General features: G+C 73.2%; 16 protein-coding genes and 2 pseudogenes. 14 read left to right on the top strand and 4 right to left on the bottom strand.

Features of this window, described 5'->3' with window-relative positions:
• The 7 genes from ABZ078_RS42095 to ABZ078_RS42065 all read left to right on the top strand — a co-directional run.
• Window positions 1–381, top strand: a 381-nt coding sequence (locus ABZ078_RS42095) for a carbonic anhydrase (RefSeq protein WP_356583823.1), incomplete at its 5' end; no start/stop codon positions are given.
• A gap of 5 nt (window positions 382–386) precedes the next feature.
• Entirely contained in the window at window positions 387–1,880 is a 1,494-nt protein-coding gene (locus ABZ078_RS42090) for a SulP family inorganic anion transporter (protein ID WP_356583822.1), read from the top strand.
• Window positions 1,881–2,017: 137 nt separating this feature from the next.
• Window positions 2,018–2,893: a slipin family protein gene (locus tag ABZ078_RS42085; RefSeq protein ID WP_356583821.1), complete on the top strand. Its 876-nt coding sequence runs from the start codon at window positions 2,018–2,020 to the stop codon at window positions 2,891–2,893.
• Window positions 2,894–2,984: 91 nt separating this feature from the next.
• Entirely contained in the window at window positions 2,985–4,388 is a 1,404-nt protein-coding gene (locus ABZ078_RS42080; protein WP_356583820.1) for a PhoX family protein, read from the top strand.
• Between the two features lie 64 nt (window positions 4,389–4,452).
• The gene (locus ABZ078_RS42075) at window positions 4,453–5,961 is read left to right on the top strand and encodes a serine/threonine-protein kinase (protein ID WP_356583819.1); all 1,509 of its coding nucleotides are present in this window, start codon (window positions 4,453–4,455) and stop codon (window positions 5,959–5,961) included.
• An 86-nt stretch (window positions 5,962–6,047) separates the two neighbouring features.
• Window positions 6,048–6,920 (top strand): polysaccharide deacetylase family protein, encoded by an 873-nt coding sequence (locus tag ABZ078_RS42070; protein ID WP_356583818.1) that lies wholly within the window; start codon window positions 6,048–6,050, stop codon window positions 6,918–6,920.
• Window positions 6,921–6,938: 18 nt separating this feature from the next.
• Window positions 6,939–7,115 carry a hypothetical protein gene (locus tag ABZ078_RS42065; RefSeq protein WP_356583817.1) on the top strand — a complete coding sequence of 59 codons (177 nt, stop codon included), beginning with the start codon at window positions 6,939–6,941 and terminating at the stop codon, window positions 7,113–7,115.
• On the opposite strand, the gene ABZ078_RS42060 is transcribed toward ABZ078_RS42065, so the two are convergent.
• Both ABZ078_RS42060 and ABZ078_RS42055 read right to left on the bottom strand, forming a co-directional pair.
• Window positions 7,107–7,787 carry an ABC transporter gene (locus ABZ078_RS42060; RefSeq protein ID WP_356583816.1) on the bottom strand — a complete coding sequence of 227 codons (681 nt, stop codon included), beginning with the start codon at window positions 7,785–7,787 and terminating at the stop codon, window positions 7,107–7,109. The genes ABZ078_RS42065 and ABZ078_RS42060 overlap by 9 nt on opposite strands.
• Window positions 7,784–8,662, bottom strand: coding sequence for an ABC transporter ATP-binding protein (locus ABZ078_RS42055; RefSeq protein WP_356583815.1), 879 nt, complete (start codon window positions 8,660–8,662; stop codon window positions 7,784–7,786). The genes ABZ078_RS42060 and ABZ078_RS42055 overlap by 4 nt, the downstream gene beginning before the upstream one ends.
• A gap of 105 nt (window positions 8,663–8,767) precedes the next feature.
• On the opposite strand from ABZ078_RS42055, the gene ABZ078_RS42050 reads away from it, so the two are divergent.
• The 5 genes and pseudogenes from ABZ078_RS42050 to ABZ078_RS42030 all read left to right on the top strand — a co-directional run bounded on the left by ABZ078_RS42050 (window position 8,768) and on the right by ABZ078_RS42030 (window position 14,520).
• Complete coding sequence (locus ABZ078_RS42050; protein WP_356583814.1) at window positions 8,768–9,499, top strand: aminoacyl-tRNA hydrolase; 732 nt, start codon at window positions 8,768–8,770, stop codon at window positions 9,497–9,499.
• Between the two features lie 161 nt (window positions 9,500–9,660).
• Window positions 9,661–11,001 carry a DUF692 domain-containing protein gene (locus ABZ078_RS42045; protein WP_356583813.1) on the top strand — a complete coding sequence of 447 codons (1,341 nt, stop codon included), beginning with the start codon at window positions 9,661–9,663 and terminating at the stop codon, window positions 10,999–11,001.
• A gap of 284 nt (window positions 11,002–11,285) precedes the next feature.
• Entirely contained in the window at window positions 11,286–12,095 is an 810-nt protein-coding gene (locus ABZ078_RS42040; RefSeq protein ID WP_356583812.1) for a DUF4142 domain-containing protein, read from the top strand.
• A gap of 17 nt (window positions 12,096–12,112) precedes the next feature.
• Window positions 12,113–12,724, top strand: a pseudogene (locus ABZ078_RS42035) (TIGR04222 domain-containing membrane protein); the annotation flags it as partial.
• A gap of 122 nt (window positions 12,725–12,846) precedes the next feature.
• Window positions 12,847–14,520, top strand: coding sequence for an alpha/beta hydrolase (locus ABZ078_RS42030; protein WP_356583811.1), 1,674 nt, complete (start codon window positions 12,847–12,849; stop codon window positions 14,518–14,520).
• 99 nt (window positions 14,521–14,619) lie between these two features.
• On the opposite strand, the gene hemQ is transcribed toward ABZ078_RS42030, so the two are convergent.
• Together hemQ and hemG are read right to left on the bottom strand one after the other, a co-directional pair.
• Complete coding sequence (gene hemQ / locus ABZ078_RS42025) at window positions 14,620–15,351, bottom strand: hydrogen peroxide-dependent heme synthase (RefSeq protein ID WP_356583810.1); 732 nt, start codon at window positions 15,349–15,351, stop codon at window positions 14,620–14,622.
• 5 nt (window positions 15,352–15,356) lie between these two features.
• Window positions 15,357–16,838, bottom strand: a complete 1,482-nt coding sequence (gene hemG, locus ABZ078_RS42020) for a protoporphyrinogen oxidase (protein ID WP_356583809.1) — start codon at window positions 16,836–16,838, stop codon at window positions 15,357–15,359.
• Between the two features lie 161 nt (window positions 16,839–16,999).
• Between hemG and ABZ078_RS42015 the strand changes: the two genes are divergently transcribed.
• Both ABZ078_RS42015 and ABZ078_RS42010 read left to right on the top strand, forming a co-directional pair.
• Window positions 17,000–18,013 (top strand): DUF4349 domain-containing protein, encoded by a 1,014-nt coding sequence (locus ABZ078_RS42015; protein ID WP_356583808.1) that lies wholly within the window; start codon window positions 17,000–17,002, stop codon window positions 18,011–18,013.
• 99 nt (window positions 18,014–18,112) lie between these two features.
• Window positions 18,113–18,196: pseudogene (locus ABZ078_RS42010) on the top strand (SIS domain-containing protein); the annotation flags it as partial.

Raw genomic sequence — 18,196 nt, 5'->3', positions numbered from 1 at the left:
TCCGAGCACCCCACCAGCGAGGCGGCCACCATCGAATACGCCGTGGAGGTCCTCGGCGTCAACGACATCGTCGTCTGCGGCCACTCGCACTGCGGCGCCATCGGCGCGCTGGTGCGCGGCGACGACCTGACCGCCGTACCCGCCGTGCGCGACTGGCTGACGAACGCCACCCCGCGCCCGACGGGCGCCGTCGAGGACCCCGAGGTCGCCGAGGGCGTCCAGGCCCACGTACTGACGCAGTTGCTGCGGCTGCGCTCGTACCCGTTCATCGAGAAGAAGCTGAAGGAACGTCAACTGAACCTGCACGCCTGGTACTACGAGGTCCACAAGGGCGCCGTGCGCGTGCACGACGCCGAGACCGACGCGTTCGAGGCGCTGTGATCGGCATGATGACCAAGTTCCCCCACCTGCGGCAGGACTTCGCCGCGTCGTTGGTCGTCTTCCTCGTCGCCCTGCCGCTGTGTGTCGGCGTGGCCGTCGCCTCCGGGGTCCCGGCCGAGCTCGGGCTCGTCACCGGCATCGTGGGCGGCATCGTCACCGGCATGATGCGCGGCAGCAGCCTCCAGGTCTCCGGACCCGCCGCCGGTCTGACCGTTCTCGTCTTCGAGGCTGTCCAGGAGTTCGGGCTGCCGGTCCTCGGCGTGCTCGTGCTCGCCACCGGACTGCTCCAGCTCCTCATGGGCGCCCTGAAGCTGGGGCGCTGGTTCCGGGCCATCTCGGTCTCCGTCGTCGAGGGCATGCTGGCCGGAATCGGCCTTGTCCTCATCGCCGGACAGCTCTACTCGGTCGCCGACGCCAAGGCGCCGGCCTCCGGTCTGGAGAAAATCGCCGGGCTTCCGGGCGCGCTCGCCCAGGCCGTCGGTGACACCGAGGCGCTGGCCTCGATCGGACTGGGCGCCGGCACCATCGCCGTCCTGGTGCTGTGGAAGCGGATGCCGCGCCAACTGCGCACGGTTCCCGGTCCGCTCGCCGCGGTCGGTCTGGCGACGGCGGTGGCCGCCGTGTTCTCCCTGCCGGTCGCCACGGTCGAGGTCAAGGGCCTGCTGGGCTCCATCCAGCCGCCGTCCCTGGACGCCTTCGGCGAGCTCGCGAACGTCGGCGTGCTCACCACGATCGTCGCCTTCACGCTCATAGCGTCGGCCGAGTCGCTGTTCAGCGCGGCTGCGGTGGACCGGCTGCACGACGGGCCGCGCACCGAGTACAACAAGGAACTGATGGCGCAGGGCGCGGGCAACACGGTCTGCGGTGTGCTCGGCGCGCTGCCGATGACCGCGGTCATCGTGCGCAGCTCCGCCAACGTCCAGGCGGGCGCCAAGACGAAGGCGTCCCGCGTCATGCACGGCGTGTGGCTGCTGCTGTTCGCGGCGCTGCTGCCGGCCACGCTGGCGCTGATCCCGCTCCCGGCGCTGGCGGGCATCCTGGTCCACGCGGGCTTCAAGCTGATCCCCTTCCGGGGCATCGTCTCCCTGTGGCGCAGCCACCGGGGCGAGGCACTGATCCTCGTCGTCACCGCCGTCTCGATCGTCGCGGTGAACATGTTCGAGGGCGTCCTGATCGGTCTGGCCCTGTCGGTCGTCAAGACCGCCTGGGAGGCCTCGCACGTGAAGCTGGAGGTCATAGACAAGGGCGCCGGACCGATCCAGGCGTACCTGTCGGGCAACGCGACCTTCCTCAGGCTGCCGAAGATCCTCGACAGCCTGGAGAACCTGCCCCAGGACCGCCCGGTCGAGCTGGACCTGTCCGGGCTGCACCACCTCGACCACGCCTGCCGTACGGCCCTGGAGAACTGGGCCGAGCGACACAGCGCGGTGGGCACGGAACCGGTGCGGGTCACCGAGCAGGAACCGGAGCCCGAGCCGGAGCGGGTCACGGCTCCCTGACCGGCGTACGACCCGCGTCGGCGGATGACCGCCGGCACCCGTAGGACCTGGTCCGGGGCCGTCCATGGCCCCGGACCAGTCGCCGGGCATATCGTTGCAGGAGCACCCCCAACGGGCCTCTCGGTGAGGAGGTCGTCATGGTCGAGGAGCTGCTGGGAGCGGCCGTAGGTGTCGGCACGGCGGGACTGGTGTATCTCGCGGCTGCCGCGCGGGTCGTCAAGCAGTACGAGCGCGGGGTGATCCTGCGGCTCGGACGCCTGCGGGGCACCGTACGCCAGCCGGGATTCACGCTGATCATCCCCGCCGTGGACCGGCTCCACAAGGTCAACATGCAGATCGTGACGATGCCCGTGCCCGCTCAGGAGGGCATCACCCGCGACAACGTGACCGTGCGGGTCGACGCGGTCGTGTACTTCAAGGTCGTGGACGCCGCGGCAGCGATCATCAACGTCGAGGACTACCGCTTCGCCGTCTCCCAGATGGCACAGACGTCGCTGCGCTCGATCATCGGCAAGAGCGATCTGGACGATCTGCTGTCCAACCGCGAGAAGCTGAACCAGGGCCTGGAGCTGATGATCGACAGTCCGGCGGTCGGCTGGGGCGTGCAGATCGACCGCGTGGAGATCAAGGACGTGTCGCTGCCCGACACGATGAAGCGCTCCATGGCCCGCCAGGCGGAGGCCGACCGTGAGCGCCGGGCCCGGGTCATCAACGCCGACGCCGAACTCCAGGCATCCAAGAAGCTGGCCGAGGCCGCGCACCAGATGGCCGACGCGCCCTCCGCCCTCCAGCTGCGCCTGCTGCAGACGGTGATGGCGGTGGCGGCGGAGAAGAACTCCACGCTGGTGCTGCCGATCCCGGTGGAGCTGCTGCGGTTCCTGGAGAGGGGCGCGCAGCCGTCGCCGGAGCACGCGGTCGAGCCGGCCGCCGAGCACGCCGCCGTGGCGGAATCCGTCCCGGAATCCGTCCCTGAATCCGCGGCGGGCGCCCTGGGACAGCCCCTTCAGAAGTGACACACGCTACGCGCGTGGTTCCCGGGACTCGTACCAGGTGATAGACACAGCGGGGTCACGGTTCCTGTCCGCCAGCAGGAAGGTCGTCCCCATGTCCGAGAACACGACCGTCGACGGTACGTCACGTCGTCAACTCCTCACCCGCACCGGCGCGTTGGGTGCCTCGATCGCCTTCGCCGGCAATCTCACCGAACTCTTCGCGGGCACCGCCGCCGCGCAGAACCTGGGCCACACCGGATACGGTCCGCTGGTCCCCGACCCGAAGGGCCTGCTCGATCTGCCGGAAGGTTTCTCCTATCGCGTGCTGTCCCGCGAGGGCGACCGGCTCCGCTCCGGGGAGGGCCTGGTCCCCTCCCACCACGACGGCATGGCCGCCTTCGCCGGACGCTCCACCGGCAGACACGGCCGCCGCGTCCACCTGGTGCGCAACCACGAGAACCGCAACACCGCGACGCTCCCCGTCCCGACCGTCCAGGGCCTGACCTACGACCCGGCGGGCAAGGGCGGCTGTACGACGCTGACGCTGGACTCCCGAGGCCGCGTGCTGTCCGAGCGCGTCGCCATCGCCGGTACGGCCGTGAACTGCGCGGGCGGGCCCACCCCTTGGGGGACCTGGCTGACCTGCGAGGAGACCGAGGACAAGGCCGGCACCAACGGCTACACCAAGGACCACGGCTTCATCTTCGAGGTCGACCCGGACGACCCGCACCGCTCCGGCGCGGTCCCGCTGACCGCGATGGGCCGCTTCCAGCACGAGGCCATCGCCGTGGACCCCCGCAACGGCATCGTCTACGAGACGGAGGACGCCTTCCAGCGGCCCTTCGGCCTCTTCTACCGCTTCCTGCCCGACCGGCCGCGCGGCGGCCTCGGCTCCCTGCGCGCGGGCGGCCTCCTCCAGGCGATGCGGGTGCCGGGCGTACCCGATCTGTCCTCGATCCAGGAGACGGGCGCGAGCTTCGACAAGATCGAGTGGGTCGACGTACCGGACCCGCTCGCCGCGCGGACCCCCATCCGGCTCCAGGACTTCGGCCCGAAGGGCATCACGCACGCGCAGAAGCTGGAGGGCTGCTACTGGGGCGGGCGCTGCGTCTACTTCGTCTCCTCCTTCGCCCGCAGCGCGGAGGGTTCCGCGGCGGACCACTACGGGCAGATCTGGCGCTACGATCCCGCCGCGCGCCGCCTCACGCTGGTGGTCGTCTTCGGCCCCGACACGGACGTCCAGCTTCCCGGCGAGTCCCCGGACAACATCTGTCTCGCCCCCAGCGGCGGCCTGATGGTCTGCGAGGACGGCAACGGCGCCCAGCACGTCTACGGCGTGACCCGGCGCGGCGAGGTCTACGCGATGGCGCGCAACGCCCAGACCATCGGCACCCCCGAGGAGCCGGAGTGGGGTGAGTTCGCCGGGGTCACCTTCTCACCCGACGGCGAGACGATGTACGTCAACTGCTATGCGCCGGGTACGACGTTCGCGGTGACGGGCCCCTGGCGCAGGTAGCGGCTCCTGTCCCGAGCCGTCGACCGGAAGCCCTCTTTCCGGTGCGTCCTCTAACCTGTGCGGCATGAACGCACCGGGGGATGTCGTCGACGGCCGATTCGAGCTGGTGGAGCGGCTCGGCAGCGGCGGAATGGGCACCGTATGGCGGGCTCGGGACACGGTGCTCCACCGCGAGGTCGCGCTCAAGGCCGTCCGGTCCGACGCGGACACGGTCGGGGTGATGCGCGAGCGGGTGATGCGGGAGGCGCGGGCGCTTGCCCGGCTCAGCCATCCGCATGTGGTGACGGTTCATCAGATCGTGGACGCCGACCCGCATCCGTGGATCGTGATGGAACTCGTGCCGGGCGACTCCCTCCAACGGCGGCTGGACGACGGTCCGTTGACCCCGGTGGAGGCGGCCCGCCTCGGTCGCCAGGTCCTCGCCGCGCTGCGGGCCGCGCACGCGGCGGGCATCCACCACCGGGACGTCAAACCCGCCAACATCCTCCTGCGCCCCGACGGCGACGCCGTCCTCACCGACTTCGGCATCGCCGCCCTCCAGGGCACCACGGGCCTCACCGCGACCGGCGAGCTCGTCGGTTCCCCCGAGTACATGGCCCCGGAGAGGATCCGCGGCCGTGCCGACGATCCGGCCGCCGACCTGTGGTCCCTGGGCGTGGTGCTGTACGTGTGCGTGGAGGGCGTCAGCCCACTGCGCCGCCCCACCACCCTCGCCACGCTGGCCGCCGTACTCGACGACCCGCTCCCGCCACCGGGCCGCTCGGGCCCGCTGACGCCGGTGCTCGACGCGCTGCTGGTCCGGGACCCGGCGGCACGCCCGGACGCCGGCCGGCTGGACGCGATGCTGGCCCAGGTGGCGGCGGGCACGACACCGCACTGGGCGCAGCCGACGCTGACCGCCGGCGCACGGCATCCGATGCCGATGCCGCCGTTCCCGACCCGACAGGACACGCCCCGTCCGACGGTTCCGCAGCAGGTGCGCGGGCCCCGACGCCGTACCTCGCTCGTGGTGGCGGCGACCGCGGCGCTGGTCGTCGTCACGGCGACGGCTCTGGCACTCGCGCTGCGCCCCGCCGACACCGACGGCACCGACCGCCGTGCCGACAGGGCCGGTGCCGCGACGAGCCCGGTGGCCACCACGGCCGCCTCCAGCCCCGCGGACCGGCAGCCGATCCCGTCGCCGGCTCCCACCGCGACGACGTCCGCGCCGGCGGGCCCGCCCCCGTCTCCCGCACCGGCTGCCGGCCGCTGGATCGCCCAGCTCCACTCCGAGCCCATCGCGTCGGGCACCGCCGCCCGGGACCGGCGCCTCGCCACGATCCGCCGGTCGGTGCCTGAGGCGGCGGTCCTGCGCAGCGGCGACTACGCGTCCCTGCGCCCCGGCTACTGGGTCTTCTACGCCCCCGGCCCGTTCGCCGACGGCCGCGCGGCGCTGACCTTCTGCGCCGGGCACGGCCGGACGACGGCGAGCTCCTGCATCGGGCGCTTCCTGAGCACGGACGCCGCCGACTTCCCCCTCCAGTGCCGCCCGCCGGCCGCCGCTCCGACGGGCCGCTGCACCCGGGGCGACTGAGAAAGGCGGCCCCCGGGCGGGTGACACCGGCCCAGCACACCCCTCACCGGACGGAAACGGCCGTTTGATCCGCCTATCTTCGGGCGGTGATCACTCTTGCCCGACGCGCCCCCGCGGTCTGCGCCCTGGTCGCGGCGCTCAGCGCCCTCGCCGCGTGCGCGGCGACCGATGAACCCGGTGCCTCCCGCGCGCCCCGCCCGGCGCCCAGCGCCTCCGCCGCCTCCCCCTTCTCCCCCGCCGCCGGACCGCCGACCCTGGCCCCCGGCCCCGCCGGACTGACCCCCGTCCTGAAGCACGGCCCCCGGACCCGGGACAAGACCGTCGCGCTCACCTTCGACGCCGACATGACCGCCGGCCAGGGGCCGCGGGCGGCTCGTGGGGAGCGGTTCGACAATCCGGGGCTCGTCGCGGCGCTGCGCGAGCTGAAGGTGCCGGCGACCGTGTTCATGACGGGGCGGTGGGCGGAGCAGTATCCCGCGCAGGCCCGGTCCATCGGCCGCGACCGGCTGTTCGAGGTCGCCAACCACTCGTACAGCCACTACGCCTTCACCGACGACTGCTACGGCCTGCCGACCCTCCCCGGGCACCGGATGCGGTCGGACGTCGAGCGGGCGTACACCGCGTTCCGGAAGGTCGGGGTGCGTGAGGCGATGCCGTACTTCCGGTTCCCCGGCGGCTGTTACGACCGGCGGGCCCTGAAGGCGCTGACCCCGGTCGGTGTCACGGCCGTGCAGTGGGACGTGGTGAGCGGGGACGCGTTCGCGACGGACGCCGACGCGGTCGCCCGGGACGTGCTGCGGGGGGTGCGGGCCGGATCCGTGGTCGTCATGCACTGCACGCTCAGCGCCGCTCCGACGACCGAGCGGGCGGTGCGCAGCATCGTGCCCAGGCTGCGCGAGAAGGGCTTCCGGTTCGTGAAGGTGTCCGAGCTGATCGGGGCCGCGGCCGGACGGGCCTGAGCGGCCTACGCTGGAGGCATGAGCGAGGACTACTGCCTGATCGACCCGACCAGGCCGCCCAGGGCGGACGGGCCGCCGTACGCGGAGTGCGTGCTGTGCCGGGAGCCGACGGAGTATCCGGAGTCGTACAAGGGGATCACGCTCTGCCCTGTCTGCGAGTGGCAGGAGGCCCAGCGCACTTCCTGTTCAGGGTGATCTGCGGGACGTGAGCGCGCAGGCCACGGCGATCGCCGCCGCCGTGAGCAGGGTCGCCGCGGCCAGGGGCAGTACGGGCAGCGGGACCGTGCCCGAGCGGGAGCCGGTGACCAGGCCGTTGACCGCGGCCTGGGCCGGGGAGCCGGTCGCCACCACGGACAGCAGGGCCGCGAGCAGCATCGTGGGAACCGCGCGGCCGGTCGAGCGCAGCAGCGGCCAGGTGGTGAGCGCGCCGACGGCGGTCCCGAGCAGGGCGCAGGCCAGCGCGGCGAGCAGTCCGGCGGCACCCGCGGGCAGCCGTGGCACCCGGGTCTGGTGGTCGGCACTGGCCGGGTCGCTGATCAGGGTGACGACGACGGTCGCCGCCGTACCGAGTGCCGCCGCCGCGGCGAGCGCGACCAGCAGCGCCGCGAGGTGCGCCCGCCCGGGGCCGACGGCCGCGGCGACGCAACTGCGGGCGGCGGGCGGTTCGTTGGTGACGCAGATCCGCACCAGCCAGGCGGCGACGGGCAGCAGGGCCGCGGCCGCGTAGCCCAGCGAGTCGAGCACCGGCTGGCCGCCCTGCACGCCGATGGCGAGGAAGGCGGCGTACAGGATGAACGGCGGCAGCCAGCGCTGTGAGCGGACCAGCAGGGCGGCCTGGTAGCGGAGGAGGGCGGTCGTCGACGTCATCGGCGGCTCTCGGATTCGTCGGGGGTGGGTGCGTCCTGTCTCACGCTCACCACGTGCCATGCCGGGCGGTCGGTCAGCAGGGCGCGCAGCAGGACGTCCGAGTGCGAGGCGGGCACGGTGAGGCGGTGGGTGCCGGGGGCGGTCCGGTCCGCGCGCGTGGCGACACGGGTGGCCTCGGCGGGCAGGTCCGCGCTGGACGGGCCCCGGACGACGACGGTCGCGCACGGGCCGATGGGCGGTGAACTCCCTTGTGCGGTAAGGCGGTCGAGGCCGCCGTCGTGCACGGTGTACGTCGCGTCGGCCGCCCCCGCGAGGCGGCGCGGATCGTGGTCGACGAAGACCACGGCGGTACCCGCGGCGGTCCGCTCGGCCACGGCGCGCTCCAGCTCGGTGCGTGCGGCGGTGTCCAGGCCGGTCCACGCCTCGTCCAGGACGAGCAACTCCGGGTCGGCGAGCAGGGCCTGGGCGACGGCGACCTTCTGGCTGCTGCCCTTGGAGAGCTGGGCCATCGGCGTACGGGCGTAGGCGGCGGCGCCGAAGCGGTCCAGGCATTCGCCGGCGGCGCGTACGGCCGTCGGCCGGGACAGGCCGTGGACGGTGCCGAGGTGGGTGAGGTAGCCGAGGGCGGTGAAGGGGAGGGCGGTGGGGAAGCGCTCGGGGACGTACGCGGTGCGCGGGCGGCCGATGACACGGCCCTCCGTGGGGGCGTCTATGCGGGCGAGGAGGCGCAGGAGGGTGGATTTGCCCGTGCCGTTCTGCCCCTCGATGCGGATCAGTGTGCCGGGGGGCACGGTGAGGTGGATGCCTCGTAAGACCCATGGGCCGCGCAGGCCGTATCGGCGGCCCACGTTGTCCAGACGAAGATCACGTTGCATGAGGGACATCTTGTCCTACGGCGATCGCGGGCCGGTGGGGGTCGGGTGCGCCCACCCACCGGAGCCACAGAATCACCACAGCCGCGCGCCCCTTAGGGTGCTGTCGTGAGCCTTGACGCGACGTCCACCGGCGACAGTCCCTTCCGGTCCGAGTCCGGCGCGCGCGATGCCGCGCCGCAGTTCGTGCTGCCGCTCGTCGTGCGGGTCGAGCGGGCCGCTCCCCCGGCCCGTACGGACGCCCTGGAGACCGCGGCCCGTGCCGTGCTCGTGCTGCTGAGCGACGAGCGGTCCGTCGGCGACGGCGCGTGGGCGCGGGCCGTGCGGGACTGGCAGGACGCCCGGATCCGGAAGGTCGTGCGGCGGGCTCGTGGGGCCGACTGGCGTCGGGCGCAAGGGCTGCCGGGCATCACCGTGACGGGCAAGTCGGCCGAGGTGCGGGTGTTTGTGCCCGTGCCGTTGGACGGGTGGCCCAAGGAGCTGGCGAAGCTCCAGGTGTCCGGTACCGACCTCGACGATCCGGAGCCGCCGGTGGAGGCCGATCCGGCGGCGCCCGTGCTCTGGCTGAACCCCGAGCTCGACATGTCGGCAGGCAAGGCGATGGCGCAGGCGGGGCACGCGGCGCAGCTCGCCTGGTGGGAGCTGTCGGACGAGGAGCGGGACGCCTGGCGCGAGGCCGGGTTCCCACTCGCCGCCCGGACCGCGGACCCGGGGCGCTGGCGTGAGCTGACGGCCAGTGGGCTGCCCCTGGTGCGGGACGCGGGGTTCACGGAGATCGCGCCCGGGTCGTGCACCGTCGTCGCCGACCATCCGGCGCTGCGGCGGACGCCCGGCGTCTGAGCATCCCCGGCGTCCTGCGCGTACGCCCTTGAACCTCAAATGTTGCTCTGAAGGTGCCCGCCCGGGGATTCGGGCGGAGCCCCCGGGGCCATACCCCCGTCACGTCCGACACGTCCGAGCAGACGGGACAGCGGGTACGGAAAGAGGCCGAGGAGGGGACGATGCAGCGACTGGGCACGGGAATCGGATGGCGTCCGGAGATCGCGGACGCCGTGGAGCGCATGCCCGGCATCGACTGGGTCGAGGCCGTCGCCGAGAACGTCTGTCCCGGGCATCTGCCCGAGTCGCTGGTACGGCTGCGGGAGCGCGGGGTGACCGTGGTCCCGCACGGCGTCTCGCTCGGCCTGGGCGGTGCGGAGCGGCCGGACGCCGCGCGGCTGGCCGCGCTCGCCGAGCGGGTGGAGGCGCTGGGGTCGCCGCTGGTCACCGAGCACATCGCGTTCGTACGGGCGGGTGGGCCGCTGACCGCGTCGCCGCGGCTGGAGGCGGGGCACCTGCTGCCCGTGCCGCGCACCAGGGACGCCCTCGACGTGCTGTGCGAGAACGTCCGTATCGCCCAGGACGCGCTGCCCGTGCCGCTCGCCGTGGAGAACATCGCCGCGCTCATCTCCTGGCCGGGCGAGGAGATGACCGAGGGGCAGTTCCTGTACGAGTTGGCGGACCGGACGGGGGTGCGGCTGCTCATCGACGTGGCGAACCTGCACACCAACCACGTCAACCGGGGCGAGGACCCGGCCAAGGCGCTCGCCGAGCTGCCGCTGGAGGCCATCGCGTACGTCCATGTCGCGGGCGGCTTCGAACGCGACGGCGTCTGGCACGACAGCCACGCCCACGCCGTTGCGCGGCCGGTCCTCGACGTCCTGACCGACCTCGCGTCCCGGGTGTCCCCGCCGGGTGTCCTGCTGGAACGGGACGAGAACTTCCCCGAGCCGGCTGAGCTGGAGCGGGAGTTGGGGGCGATTCGGGGGGCGTGGGAGAAGGGGGCCGCGGAGAGGGAGGCGGCGGAGAGGGAGGGGGCGCGGGCCACGCGGCAGGCGGGCCCGGGGACGAACCCGCCGGCGCGGCGGCCCGACCCGGACGCCATCGAGCCCGCCCGGCAGCGTCTCGCCCTCGCGCAGGCCGCCCTGCTGTCCGCGCTCGTCGCCGGGACGCCGGTGCCGGAGGGGTTCGACCGGGTGCGGCTGGGGGTGCAGGCGCGGGCGCTCGCCGGGAAGCGGGCGGACGTGGTGGCGAAGGTCGCGCCCGAGCTGCCGGTGATCCTCGGGGACGGGTACCGACGCGCCTTCCTCGCGTACGGCCACGGGCATCCGATGACCGACGGCTATCGGCGGGACGCGCTGGACTTCGCGGGGTATCTGCTGGCCGAGGGGCGGCTCGAGGACGCGCGGGTGCGGGCGCGGGTGCGGGAGTGGTGGCTGGAGCGGTCGGGGCCGAGGCCACGGTCGCGGCGGCCGGGAGTGCGGCTGGCTCGGGCCACGCGCCGGGTTCTGCTGCGTCGGTGAGCGCACCCGGCGTACGCCTGCTGTCGCTGCCCCGCCCGCAGGCGGCCCTGCCGCGAGTGTGCCGGGATTAACACGCCGGCCGTGCGGCGCGGCAAAAGCGACCGTTTCGCTCGCCTTTGCCCCCTGACATCACGCACCCTCTCTCCCCCATTCGCCCGTAACCACCCCCGTTGCAACCATTCGCTCCTGTACGGCAGTTGGCGTAGGCACCGGCGTACCCCGAAGTAATATGCCAACCCGACCCCCGAAGCGCACTAACGTGCGGTGCCGCGACAGGAGGCACCATGCGACCGCGACCCCCGATCAACGGCCGAGGCATCTTCAGCGGCACCGGGCTCATCATCACGGGCCTGACGGCGACGCTGCTGGCCATGATCTTCCCGATCTGGACGTACGCCGACCGGTCCGGGACCGGTTACGACGTGCTCAGCGCCGAGACCGTGCCGACCGGCTACGGGCCGCTGTCCGGTCTCGACCGCGACTTCATCACGAAGGTCCGGCTGGCCGGGCTGTGGGAACTGCCCGCCGGCCGGCAGGCCCAGCAGAAGGGCACCACACCGGCCGTACGGACCGCGGGGCAGCACCTCATCGAGGGGCACGCGTTCCTGGACGAGCGGGTGCGCGACGTCGCCGCGAAGCTCAGCCTGGAACTGCCCAACGAGCCCACCGAACAGCAGCGGGAGTGGCTGGCGACCCTGGACTCGACCCAAGGCGTCGAGTACGACCGGCAGTTCGCCAACATCCTTCGGCTGGCGCACGGCAAGGTGTTCTCCGTCGTCGCCCAGGTACGGGCCAGTACGCGCAACTCCCTCGTCCGCGAACTCGCCGACGACGCCAACTCCACCGTGCTGGATCACATCACGGTCCTGGAGGCCACCGGTTACGTCGACTTCGACGCTCTGGCCCGGGACATGGCCGCCGACAGCAACGCGCCGCTCACGCCCGCCCCCGTCCCGCCCGGCCCGACGGCCGACCCCGCTCCGGCCGTTCCCATGACGCCGCCCCCGTCGCCGACCTACACGCTGCCGCCCGCCGTCACCAGCCCGCGCCCGGAGACCGACGCCGAGGTCACCGACCGGTCCACGGCCTTTTGAACGTCCCATCCGGAAGGACCCTTGTCTCCATGGCACGGCAGCGACGGCTGCTGCTCGCGCACACCGGTTGGGCGACGGTCGTCGATCCGCGCGGGCGCGACGAGATGGAGCGCTCGGTGACAGGGGCGATCGGGCCGGAGGGCCAGTCCCGGATCGAACCGGTGCGGGACGCCGCGGCCGCCGCCGACGCGGTGGGCAGCCTCGCCGACCGGCTGGTCGGCGCGGGCCTCGCGGTGCCCGACGGGGCGCGCGGCGGCGTCGCGGCCGCGCTCCGGCAGGTGCGGCTCGCCGCGGTGGCCGTCCTGGCGCTGGGGGTGATCGCCCTGCTGACGCCCGCTCAGTCGGACATGCCGGCCCATCTGGTCGCCCTCTGGTTCGCGCTCCCCTTCGTGCTCACCCTGAGCTGCCTCGCCATCGCCCGGATCGAGATCCACCCGTACGCGCGCTGGGCGTCCCCGGCCGGGCAGCGGCTGCTCAGTGGCCTGGTCCGGCGCTCCGGGGGCGAGGGCGACCGCACGTATCTGACCTCCGTCGCCGTACGGGGCGTGCGCGCGATCGGCGAGCCGGAACTGCGCGCGGCCTTCGCGCACCGCGAGCCGCACCGCGAGGTGTCCCCGTGGCACGGCTGACCGCCCGGGAGTCGGTGACGCATAGGGGGCATTGACGCCGACACCGGCAGGCGGTGCTTGCCTTCATCAACAGACGAACCAAATATCCCTTTTGTTGCTGCCGTGCACCGAAGGGATACGCCATGAGAGCCGCCGCCCTCTACTCGGCCGCAGGGGCCATGCTCCTGACGACCCTCTCCGCCGCACCGGCCGGCAGCATCGAGGCCGCGCCCCGCGCGGACGAGAGGCACGGCGCGACGGTGGCCGCCGACCGCGCCGCGAGTGCCGGCCTCACCTTCGGCGCCTGCCCGAAGAAGCTGGAGCTGCCCAGCCACGTGCGCTGCGGCACGGTGTCCGTCCCGCTCGACTACGCGCGTCCCGACGGCAAGCAGATCCGGCTCACCGTCAGCAGGGTGCGGGCCACGCACAAGGACCCGAACAACAGCAAGCGGCGGGTGCCGCGGCAGGGCGCCCTGGTCTACAACCCGGGCGGGCCGGGCGCCTCCAGCCTGCACTTCCCGCTGATCGGCCTGCTGCCCGCCTGGAAGCGACTGGCGGGGGCGTACGACCTCGTCGGCTACGCCCCGCGTGGGGTCGCGCCGTCCGCGCCGCTGTCCTGCGAGGACCCCAAGCAGTTCTCCAAGGGGCCCACGCAGGCGCCGACGCACCCCTCGGAGGCGTACAAGAAGGAGCGCGTCGCCCGGGCGAAGGCGTACGCGCGCGGCTGCGCCCGGCGCAACGGCAGCGCCCTGCGGCACTACAACTCCCTCAACAACGCCCGCGACCTGGACGTCCTGCGCGCCGCACTGGGCGAGCGGAAGCTGACGTTCATGGGGGCGTCGTACGGCACCTACTTCGGCGCGCTCTACGCGACCCTCTTCCCCTCACACGTACGGCGAATGGTGTTCGACTCCGCGGTGAACCCGGACCCGGCGCAGATCTGGTACCGCAACAACCTCGCCCAGTCGGCCGCGTTCGAGGGCCGGTGGGCGGACTTCCGGGAGTGGGTCGCGGAGCACCACAAGGTGTACCGGCTCGGTGCCACGCCCGAGGAGGTGCTGCGCAGTTACGAGAAGGTACGGGCGCGGCTGGCCGTGCGGCCGGCGGGCGGGAAGGTCGGGCCCGGGCAGTTGCAGGAGGCGTTCCTTCAGGCCGGGTACTACGACGACTACTGGCCCGCGCGGGCGCAGGCGCTGTCGGCGTATCTGAAGGGCGATCCCAAGCCCCTGGTGGAGCTGGCCGCGCCGGTGACGCAGGCGGCGGCCGAGGACGAGAACTCGCGCGCGGTGTACACGGCCGTGGAGTGCAACGACGCGCCGTGGCCGACGGACTGGGCGGTGTGGGACCGGGACAACACGCGGCTCGCGCGCGTGGCGCCGTTCGAGACCTGGGACAACGTGTGGATGAACCTGCCGTGCGCCTACTGGCAGGCGCCCCGGCAGGAGCCCCTCGACGTGCGGACGGGGCCGGGTGAGGTGCCGCCGATTCTGATCCTGGCCGCCGAGCGGGACGCCGCCACCCCGTACGACGGGGCGCTGGAGATGCACCGGCGGCTGTCGGGCTCGGTCCTGGTGACCGAACGGGACGCGGGCACGCACGGCATCGCGTACGGCCCGAACGCCTGCGTCAACGGCCACATCGACGCGTATCTGCTGGAGGGCCGCCTCCCGGCGCGGCTCACGGCGTGCGCGGGGCACCCCGAGCCGAAGCCGGCGCGGCCGGGCGACCGCAAGGCGAGGCAGAAGCTGAGCGAGGCGGCCGCGACGAAACCGGGTGGCCGGCCCCAGGACGCCACGCCCGCCCGGCTCCCGCACTGATCAGCCGAGTGCTCCCGGGCACGGGGGACGGCCGGCGCCCGGGGATCCCGGGGACAAAACCCCGGGGAAACGCGGCCACCCCCGCACCACCGCCCTTGGTCAGGCGAGCCCAGCGACCAGCTCGGCCACGGTCTTGCGGCGGCCGGTGAAGAACGGCACCTCTTCGCGGACGTGCATCCGGGCCTCCGAGGCGCGCAGGTGGCGCATGAGGTCGACGATGCGGTACAGCTCGTCGGCCTCGAAGGCCAGGAGCCACTCGTAGTCGCCCAGCGAGAACGAGGCGACCGTGTTGGCGCGGACGTCCGGGAAGCCGCGGGCCATCTTGCCGTGGTCGGCGAGCATGCGGCGGCGGTCCTCGTCGGGCAGCAGGTACCAGTCGTAGGAGCGCACGAAGGGGTAGACGCTGACGTAGTTCCGCGGCGTCTCGTCGGCGAGGAACGCCGGGATGTGCGAGCGGTTGAACTCGGCCGGGCGGTGCAGCGCCATGTTCGACCAGACCGGCGTGAGCGCGCGGCCCAGCTTGGTGCGGCGGAAGAGGTTGTACGCCTCCTGGAGCTGGTCGCTGGTCTCGGCATGCCACCAGATCATGAGGTCGGCGTCGGCGCGCAGCCCGGACACGTCGTACGTGCCGCGGATCGTCACGTCCTTCGCGGCGAGCTGGTCGAACAGCTCCTGGACCTCGTCGGCGTAGCCCGCGCGGTCCTCGGGGAGCACGTCCTTCAGCTTGAAGACGGACCAGAGGGTGTAGCGGATGACCTCGTTGAGGTCCTTGGCCAGCTTGCCCTTGTTCGGGATCCTGCCGGGCTCGGTGGTGGAGGCGTCGTCACTCATGTCCCTTATTCTCCCGCTCCGCCGTGCGGACTCTGCACCGGGTGGGCGGTGAGCCCCTCCACACCCCGCAGGTCACCCTGGATCTGGTCCACCGCCGCGTACGCGCTCGCGATGCACGCGGGGATGCCGACGCCGTCGTAGGCCGCGCCGCACAGGGCCAGCCCGGGCAGCTCGGCGACGTGCTCGCGGACACGGGCCACGCGTGCGTGGTGGCCGACCGGGTACTGGGGCAGGCCGTCGTGCCAGCGGGTGACGCGGGTTTCGACCGGCGCGGCGGCCACGCCGGTCGCCTCCTTGAGATCGTGCCGGGAGACGTCGACGAGTTCGGCGTCGTCGCGCTGGAGGATCTCCGCCTCGCCGTACCGTCCGACGGATGTGCGCAGCAGGACGAGGCCGGGATTCTCGTCGGCGGCCCAGGCCCACTTCTGGGAGGAGAAGGTGGACGCCTTGATCGTGCGCCCGTCCACGGGCGGCACCAGGAACCCGCTGCCCTCGGGGAGGACGATGTCGGCGCGGCGGTAGGCGAGGGTGACCAGGGCCATCGAGGCGTACTCGACGGTGCGCAGTTCGGCTGCTGCCTCGGGGGACGCGTCGGACAGCAGGTGGGCCGCGTCGGGGGCGGGGGCGGCGACGATCACCGCGTCGGCCTCCTCGGCGTGGTCGTCGATCAGGACCTGCCAGCGGTCTGCGGTGCGGCGCAGTCCGTGCGCGACGCTCTTGAGGCGGATCTCACCGCCCCGGTCCAGCACGGACCGGGCCACCGCGAGCGGCAGCTGTCCCACTCCCCCCTCGATGCCCATGAACACCGGTCCGGACTGCTGGTTGGCCGCGGCTTTGGCCTGGATCTCGCGGACGGCCGCCGTGAGGGAGTCATGGGTCCGCGCGGCCTGGTAGAGCTGCGGGACCGCCGAGCGCATCGAGAGGCGGTAGGCGTCACCGGCGTAGACCCCGCCCAGCAGGGGCTCGACCAGGCGGTCGACGACCTCGCGGCCGAGGCGGGCCGCCACGTACGCGCCGACCGCCACGTCCTCCCCGACCTCGGTGCGGGGCAGGTCGGCGTCGCGCTCGATGCGGGCCAGGCCCTCGTCGGAGAGGACGCCCGAGAGGGCGGACGCGGTGCCGGGGACGCCCATGACGTGCCCCTTGGGCATGGGGCGCAGGGCGCCGCGGGTCCAGATCGAGGCCGTCGCGGTGGCGGGCGGCTGGAGGCGCTCGGCGAGGCCCACCTCGCGGGCGAGGGCGACGGCCTCGGGGCGGCGGGCCAGCATCGACTCGGCGCCGAGGTCCACGCGCGCGCCCGCGATCTCGCCGGGCAGCAGTTTGCCGCCGACCCGGTCCGACGCCTCCAGGACGGTCACCCGCCGGCCGGCGTCCAGCAGCCGGTGGGCCGCGGCGAGCCCCGCGATCCCGCCTCCGATGACGACGACCCGGCCCGTGCCGGTGCTGTCGCCGGTGCCGGTGCCCGTACGAGTCTGAACTTCGCGCATGTCCACAGCCTCTCAGACCCCACTGACAATCCGTCCGCGCCCCGGTGTCCTTCACGAGTCCTGACCGTGACCGCATCGGGACCGTCCACCGCCAACGTCTCGCCCCCTCCGGGCGTCGAAGAGGCATCAGTCGTCACGACGACCCTCGGGGGTACGCCCACATGCGCGCACGACGAACCACACGATCCGTACGACCTGTTCAGGCTCTCGCCGGCCTCCTGCTGGCCACGGCACTGGCGCTCACCGGCTGCAGCGCCTCGGACGACTCGGGGGCCGGGACGACCAGCGCCGCCGGCGACGAGGCCGCCCAGGCGGACACCAAGGCGGGCGCGAGGGAGGGCGGCGCGAGGGAGGGCGCCCCGGGCAGCGGCTCCGGTGCCGACAAGGCGACCGCGCCGCCGAAGGCCACCGCGAGCCACATCATCCGCACCGCCTCGCTGACCGTGCGGGTCAAGGACGTGCCGAAGGCCCTCGACGAGGCCCGCGCCACCACCGAGAACGCGGGCGGCTACGTCGGCAACGAGACCACCACGCGCGACGAGGAGGGCCACGAGCACACCCGGGTCGTCCTGCGCGTGCCCGTCGACGAGTACGCCGACGTCCTCGCGGACCTGGAGGGCGCGGGCAAGCTGGTCGAACGCAGCGCCAAGGCGCAGGACGTCACCGACCAGGTCGTCGACGTCGAGAGCCGCATCAGGTCGCAGCGGGCCAGTGTGGCCCGGATCCGGGAGCTGATGGACCAGGCGACCAAGCTCAGCGACGTGGTCACGCTGGAGGGCGAGCTGAGCAGCCGCCAGGCCGACCTGGAGGCCCTGCTGGCCCGGCAGGCGTCCCTGAAGGACCGCACGAGCCTGGCCACCATCGCCCTCTCCCTGTCGGAGACGCCGGTGAAGAAGGCGGTGAAGGCCGACGACGACCCCGGCTTCCTGGACGCGCTCGCGGGCGGCTGGGGCGCCTTCGTGACGATGCTGCGCTGGCTCGCGGTGGCCTTCGGCGCGGTGCTGCCGTTCGCCGCGGTGGCGGCGCTGATCGTGCTGGTGTGGCTGAAGGCCGTACGGCCCAGGCTGCCGCGTCGCCCGGAGCCCGTGCCCGCCACCACGGCGCTGGGCCCGCTGCCGACGGCACGGCCGGCCCCGCGGCCCGAGCAGTCCCCGGAGCACGGCGAGCGGGACTGAAATGCCGTGCTCTCGTAGCGTGTTCGCATGAACATGAGCGCTGCGCGGGGTGTGAGGGAACGACTGGTCGTGATCGGTGGCGACGCCGCGGGCATGTCCGACACCCTCGTCGTCATCTCCCTCTCCGGGCGCAACGCCCTCCCCGTGGAGATGGCCATGAACGCCCGCGCCCGCGGCGTCAAG

Source organism: Streptomyces sp. NPDC006385, assembly GCF_040612485.1.
Taxonomy (GTDB): Bacteria; Actinomycetota; Actinomycetes; order Streptomycetales; family Streptomycetaceae; genus Streptomyces.
The sequence above is the reverse complement of the archived record's forward strand: the minus strand, read 5'-3'. Positions and strand labels throughout refer to the sequence as shown.